The organism is Nocardia sp. NPDC004722 (assembly GCF_053601505.1).
Genome location: NZ_JBSGBY010000488.1, coordinates 1 through 6581 on the forward strand (window position 1 = coordinate 1; position 6581 = coordinate 6581).

Annotated in this window: 7 protein-coding genes and 1 tRNA gene; 2 read left to right on the plus strand and 6 right to left on the minus strand. The window is 67.1% G+C overall.

The annotated features are described in order from the left end of the window. The 5 genes from ACWELQ_RS34185 to ACWELQ_RS34205 form a co-directional block, all read right to left on the minus strand. A partial coding sequence (locus ACWELQ_RS34185; protein WP_452401161.1) for a sensor histidine kinase occupies positions 1-1315 on the minus strand: 1315 nt, incomplete at its 3' end. Continuing rightward, a complete protein-coding gene (locus tag ACWELQ_RS34190; RefSeq protein ID WP_379354390.1) occupies positions 1312-2049 on the minus strand; it encodes a response regulator transcription factor in 738 nt (245 codons plus the stop codon). The genes ACWELQ_RS34185 and ACWELQ_RS34190, both read right to left, overlap by 4 nt. A gap of 142 nt (positions 2050-2191) precedes the next feature. Continuing rightward, positions 2192-2263, minus strand: a tRNA-Thr gene (locus tag ACWELQ_RS34195). 168 nt (positions 2264-2431) lie between these two features. After that, the gene (locus ACWELQ_RS34200; RefSeq protein ID WP_019931522.1) at positions 2432-2674 is read right to left on the minus strand and encodes an MbtH family protein; all 243 of its coding nucleotides are present in this window, start codon (positions 2672-2674) and stop codon (positions 2432-2434) included. A gap of 139 nt (positions 2675-2813) precedes the next feature. Next, positions 2814-3647 carry an alpha/beta fold hydrolase gene (locus ACWELQ_RS34205; protein ID WP_452401162.1) on the minus strand — a complete coding sequence of 278 codons (834 nt, stop codon included), beginning with the start codon at positions 3645-3647 and terminating at the stop codon, positions 2814-2816. A 187-nt stretch (positions 3648-3834) separates the two neighbouring features. Here ACWELQ_RS34205 and ACWELQ_RS34210 point away from each other — a divergent pair, with 187 nt between their 5' ends. Beyond that, positions 3835-4002 (plus strand): hypothetical protein, encoded by a 168-nt coding sequence (locus tag ACWELQ_RS34210; RefSeq protein ID WP_167659823.1) that lies wholly within the window; start codon positions 3835-3837, stop codon positions 4000-4002. 4 nt (positions 4003-4006) lie between these two features. Next, on the plus strand, positions 4007-5488 hold the full coding sequence (locus ACWELQ_RS34215; protein ID WP_452401163.1) for an alpha,alpha-trehalose-phosphate synthase (UDP-forming): 1482 nt from the start codon (positions 4007-4009) through the stop codon (positions 5486-5488). 54 nt (positions 5489-5542) lie between these two features. Here ACWELQ_RS34215 and ACWELQ_RS34220 read toward each other — a convergent pair whose 3' ends face one another. Next, positions 5543-6487 carry an oxidoreductase gene (locus tag ACWELQ_RS34220; RefSeq protein WP_452401164.1) on the minus strand — a complete coding sequence of 315 codons (945 nt, stop codon included), beginning with the start codon at positions 6485-6487 and terminating at the stop codon, positions 5543-5545. Positions 6488-6581: the final 94 nt, after the last annotated feature.

Here is a 6581-nt window from a genome sequence, read left to right on the forward strand (position 1 = left end):
GTTCGAAGACCCGCTCGACCTGTTCCGGGTCCAGCCCCGGGCCGGTGTCGGCGACCTCCATGGCCACCTCGTCCTCGGCGGGGGTGAGCCGCACCGTCACCTCGGCATCCGGCGGCGTGTGCACCAGGGCGTTGTTGAGCAGATTGGCCAGCACCTGCCGCAGCCGCGCCTCGTCGCCGAGCAGCTCCAGAGTGCCGGGGCCGGGCCGGATTTCGAGGTCGATCTTGCGTTCGGGCCCGTCCGGTCGTTGCGCGGCGGCCAGCGCCCGCGCGCTGTGCACCCCGTCGCTGGCCAGCATGAGCAGATCCACCGGCCGCCGCTCCACCGGTCGTTGCGCGTCCAGCCGGGCCAGCATGAGCAGGTCCTCCACCAGCAGGCTCATCCGCTTGGATTCGCGTTCGATGCGGTCCATGAGCATGCCGGGATCGGTGATCGCGCCCTGGCGGTACAGCTCGGAGAACCCCTTGATGGTGGTGAGCGGGGTGCGCAGTTCGTGGCTGGCGTCGGCGACGAACTGCCGCATCTTGGATTCCGAACGCCGCGCGGCCTCCTCGGACGCCTCGGTGGCGGCGAACGCCTGCTGGATCTGGGTCAGCATGGTGTTCAACGACTGGGAGAGGTGGTCGACCTCGGTGTCGGTGCCGCGCACCGGAACTCGCTGATGCAGATCCCCGCCCGCGATGGCCGCCGCCGTGCGTTCGACCTCCCGCAGCGGTCGCAGACTTCGCCTGATCACGATGCGCGCGACCGCGGCCAGCGCCGCCAGCACCAGCGCGCCGATCACCAGCTGGAGCACGATCAGCTTGTCCAGCAACGAGTTCGTCTCGTCCATGCGCAGCGCGATGGTGCTGGTGCCGTATTCGTTGACCGTCCGCAGCACCCGCCATTCCTCGGTGGACGCCCCGACCGACCCGACGGTCTGCGGCCGATTGCCCAGGTCCGCGGGCACCGAGGGCTGTTGCACGCCCGCGGACAGGCTCAGCGTGACCGCCCCGGCGGCGTCCTGCACCTGCACCCAGTACAGGTGTGGGGGCCGTTCGCGCCCGCGCACGGTGGGCAGTGGTTCGGGTCGCTGCGCGCCGGGCGCGGCCCAGCTGTGGGCCGCGTCGTAGAGCTGCCGGTCGATGCGCTCGACCAGCACATTGCGCATGAGCGAGGTGACCGCGATTCCCGAAACCAGCAGGCCGAAGCCGACGAGGGAGACCAGCGCCAGCACCAGCGTGGTGCGCAGCGGCACGGCCGCGAGCCGGTCGGTGATCTTGCCGCGCAGGGTTCGTGTCGCCCGCTTACCTTCTGCCAGCGCGGCGGCGATCACGCGTTGGCCGTCCTACCGCGCGGCTCCCGCATCACATAGCCGACCCCGCGCAGCGTGTGGATCAGCCGATCCGGACCGGTATCGACCTTCTTGCGCAGGTAGGACACATAGGTTTCGACCACGCCGACCTCGCCGCCGAAGTCGTAGCGCCACACGTGATCCAGGATCCGCGGCTTGCTCAGCACGGTCCCGGCATTGACGAGGAAGTACCGCAGCAGCGTGAATTCGGTGGGGGACAACGAGACCGGCTCCCCCGCCTTCCACACCTCGTGGGTGTCGTCGTCGAGTTCGATATCGGCGAAGCGCAGCCGGGAGGATTTGGTCTCGGGCGCGGAGCGACCCGCGCGCCGCAGGATGACCCGCAGCCGCGCGACCACCTCTTCGAGGCTGAAGGGTTTGGTCACGTAGTCGTCGGCGCCGAGGGTCAGCCCGGTGATCTTGTCGTCCACATCGTCGCGGGCGGTCAGAAACAGCACGGGCGAATCGATCCCGTCGGCCCGCAGCCGCCGCAGCAGCCCGAAGCCGTCCATCCCCGGCATCATCACGTCGATGATCAGCGCGTCGGGCCGGAAGGTCTTGGCCTTGTCCAGCCCCTCGGTGCCGCTGGCGGCACTCGCGACCTCGAACCCTTGATACCGCAGGCTCACAGACAGCAGCTCGACGATCATGGGCTCATCGTCGACGACGAGCACCCTGGCCTCGGGTTCACGCACCTGCGCGGGCACACCTGTCATGGGCTCATATTCTGCGCCCCGCCCGCGAGGAACCTGGCCCTTCCCTGGGAGTTTCCTGGGAACGGGAGTGTCGCGGATTCGGCCCTGCCGGTCGCCTGACACGACGAACGCCGGTCGAATCATCGACCGGCGTTCGTCCTCGAGCCCCCTGTCAGGATTGAACTGACGACCTTCGCTTTACAAGAGCGGTGCTCTACCACTGAGCTAAGGAGGCGGGAAATGCGGTGCTCATCATAACCGGGGTCGTCGGCTGCGCGGAAAAGCCGACGTCCCGGTCGGAACGACGCCGCGGACCGGACCGCAGCGCGGCCGGTCGAGGCTGGTTGCCTCACCCGGCCGCGTTCGGAAGCCGTTCGCGCAGTATCGGACTAACCGCAGGGTGTCAGGACTGCGCCGCCTGACGTGCCGCGTCGTCCGCCGCCATGGCGTCACGCAGGCTCTTGGGACGCATATCCGTCCAGTTCTTCTCGACATACTCGACGCACGCGGCGCGGCTGTCCTCGCCGAAGACGACTCGCCATCCCGCCGGAACCTCGGCGAAGGCGGGCCACAGGGAGTGCTGTTCCTCATCGTTGACCAGGACGAAGAACCGGCCGTCTTCGTCATCGAAGGGATTGGTGCTCATTTCACCTCACTGGATACTGGCGCTGTGTACGGAGTACGTAGACGGATCATCCGATCACCGCAGTGATGGAACGAGCCCCCGACGTTGATTCGACCCTAGCAAGGCAGGTGTTACCGCTGGGCGGTTACCTGCACTTCATTCAGGCCGCGAAGAATTCGAGCAGGATCTTGTTGACGGCTTCCGGCTGCTCGAGGTAGCCGAAGTGCCCGGCGTCGGGAACCTCCTGGTAGCGGGCTCCCGGAATGATATCCGCGACCTCGCGAGAAAGGTAGGGCGGAATCATGCGGTCATCGGCGAAGCCCATGGACAGGCACGGGACCTTGATACCGCGGTAGGCCGCGGTGCGATCGAAGTCGTGGTCCATGCGGCGCTGGGCGCGGATGCCGGGAGTGGCCGGGCCACCGGTGAATTCGAAGAGGTCCAGCCAGTCGCGGGCGGCGTGGGTGTCGGCCATGGTCGCGGGCGACAGGTTCATCAACGCGGTGATGGCGGCCTCGTACTTGGCGGGCAGCTTCACCCCCGAGGCGTCGAATTCGTGTTCGCCGAGCGAGAGCGTCTTCTGGAACTGGTCGAGCCGGGCGTGTCCGGCCATGAACACGGCCTTGCGGACCAGGTCGGGCCGGGCCAGGGCGAGTTCCTGCGCGACGCGGGAGCCCATGGACTGGCCGACCACCAATGCCGGTCCCTCGTCGAGGAATTCGATGAGGGCGGCGGTGTCGCGGACCAGATCGTCGATGGTCATCCCGTTCGGGGCCTCGAAGGACGGTGCGATGCCGCGATTGTCGAAGGTGCAGACCCGGTATCCGGCGGCGACCAGCGCGGGCACCTGATGCAGTTCCCACACCCGACCACCGCTGCCGGTGCCCATGATCATGACGACCAGCGGCGCGGACCCCTTGACGTCGGTGCCGCGCGTCCGGTCTCCCTTGACCTGGTAGTTCAGTGAGATTCCGTTCACCGTCGCCAACGGCATGCTTGGTCCCTTCATCAGGTAGTACGACTCATGCGTTCGTTCACCGTATAGCTATCGGAGACCGGAATGTTTCGCCCCCTGACCATTGCGGTTAGGGCTCGCAATGTGAGCAGCGGACGGGTGCGACTTTCCTGGCAGATACGATGGAGCCCTCGAAGAGAGCAGACTTCCCCGAGAGGACATGGATATGGCCGCGAAGACCGGCGCGAACGACATCGCGGACGACGATCTGGAGCCGCTCGCCGACGAAACCGCTCGTCAGGCCCAGCGCGTGGTAGCCGCCTACGCGACCGACGCCGACGAATGCCGCATGCTGCTGTCGATGCTGGGCATCGCGCCGACGCGAGGCGAATAGGACCGTGCACCCGGACAGCTCCGGTTCCGGATTCGTCGTCGTCGCCAACCGCCTTCCGGTCGACCTGGAGCGACTACCCGATGGCACCACCCGCTGGAAGCGCAGTCCCGGCGGCCTGGTGACGGCCCTGGAACCGGTGCTGCGCAACAACAAGGGCGCGTGGGTCGGCTGGGCGGGGGTTCCGGACGTCGAACTGGACCCGATCATCGAGGACGGCCTGGAACTGCATCCGGTGCCGCTCTCCGGCGATGAGGTCGCCGACTACTACGAGGGCTTCTCCAACGCGACGCTGTGGCCGCTGTATCACGACGTGATCGTGCGGCCGGTCTACGACCGCCAGTGGTGGCAGGCGTACGTGCAGGTGAATCGCCGTTTCGCCGAGTACACCGCGAAGGTGGCGGCGGAGGGCGCGACGGTCTGGGTGCAGGACTACCAGCTGCAACTGGTGCCCAAGATGTTGCGCATGCTGCGCCCGGATCTGACCATCGGCTTCTTCCTGCACATTCCGTTTCCGCCGGTGGAACTGTTCATGCAGATGCCTTGGCGCACAGAAATTGTCGAGGGCCTGCTGGGCGCGGATCTGATCGGCTTCCACCTGCCGGGCGGTGCGCAGAACTTCCTGTATCTGGCCAGACGCCTTGCCGGACAGCCGACTTCGCGCGGCAATGTGGGCGTGCGCTCGAAACTCGGTGTGGTGCAGGTGGGTTTCCGCACCGTACGGGTGGGCGCGTTCCCGATCTCGATCACCTCGACCGAGCTGGACGAGTTCTCGCGTCGCCGCGATGTCCGTGAGCGGGCCGCGAAAATCCGTGCGGAGCTGGGGAATCCGAAGACGATCCTGCTGGGCGTGGACCGCTTGGACTACACCAAGGGCATCGACATCCGCCTCGCCGCGCTGGAGGAGCTGCTGCACGAGGGCCGGGTCGATCCGGCCGACACCGTGATGGTGCAGCTGGCGACGCCGAGCCGGGAACGGGTCGATTCGTACATCCAGATGCGCGGCGATATCGAGCGTCAAGTGGGGCGGATCAACGGCGAATTCTCGCGGGTGGGTTATCCGGTGGTGCACTACCTGCACCGGCCGATCCCGCGCGATGAGCTGATCTCGTTCTTCGTGGCCGCCGATGTCATGGTGGTGACGCCGCTGCGCGACGGCATGAACCTGGTGGCCAAGGAGTACGTGGCCTGCCAGGGCGGCCTGAACGGGGCCCTGGTGCTGAGCGAATTCACCGGTGCGGCAGCGGAATTGCGCCAGGCGTACCTGTGCAACCCGCATGACCTCGACAGCGTCAAGGACGCCTTGATCGGCGCGATCGACGACGACCGCGACACCCGTCGCCGCCGCATGCGTTCACTGCGGCGTCAGGTGCTGACCCATGACGTGGACCGCTGGGCGCGCGCCTTCCTCGACGCGCTGGCCACCGACCGGGTCGCGGGCAGCGCGCTGCTCACCGATGACGACGTGGATCCGGACCTGAGCCGCTGAGGCCGAAATACGAACGCCCCCGGAAGATTCCGGGGGCGTTCGCGGCATCCGGGGCTATTCCTCGAAGCGGTAGGTGACCCCGGTGAGCCGCTCGGACTCTTCCCACAGCCTGGCCGCAACCTCTGGATCCCGCGTCTCCGCGCTCGTCTCGTTGGGCACCGGATAGCCCTTGGTGGTGCCGGTGGGCCCGTAGAAGTCCCCGCCGCGCACGCCGGGGTCGGTGGCGGCCCGCAGGGTGGGCAGCGCCCCCATCTCGACGGTCTGCATGATGATCCGAAACACCCGATTGAGCGGCGGCCGCGACAGGAAAGCGACCGCGGGACCGAAGTTCTGGGCGAAATCGGATTCGGCCGCCCCCGGATGCACCAGCACCGAGATCAGCTCACTGCCGGTCCCGTTGAGCCGTCGCTGCAACTCCAGCGCGAACATGGCATTGGCCTGCTTGGACTGCGCATAGGCCGGATACGCCTTGTACTTGCGCCGCTCGAACGTCAGATCATCGAGGTCGAGCCACCTCCCCTTCTGCGCGGGCACCCCACTGACCACGGTGACAACCCGGCCGTGCGGGGCCGCCTGCAACAGTTCGAGCACCAGCCCGGTAAACGCGAAGGGCCCCAGATGGTTTGTGCCGAAAGTGGTTTCGAACCCGTCCACGGTGAAGCCACGCTCGCGAGTGAGCGTCCCAGCGTTGTTGACCAGCAGATCGATCCGCTCGAAGTCGTCACGAACCCGCTCCGCCGCCTTCCGCACCGACGCGAGCGAACCCACATCCAACTCCACGAACGGCAATTCGGCCCCCGGCACACTCCCCCGAATGGACTCCGCTGCAGCAGCAGCCTTTTCACCATTCCGGCAAGCCATCACCACCCGCGCCCCCCGCTCAGCCAACCGCCGCGCCGTCTCCAGCCCCAGCCCCCCACTGGCCCCGGTCACAATCGCGGTGCGCCCGTTGAGATCCGGAATATCGGCCGCGGTCCACGGCGTCGAAGTACTACCCACGGTGCGATCCTGACTGTGCTGGCGATCCTGAAGTTCTGTCAAGCAGCCTAGAACGCGTTACACCCGGGTACCAGTCGGCCGCCCACCGCGAATC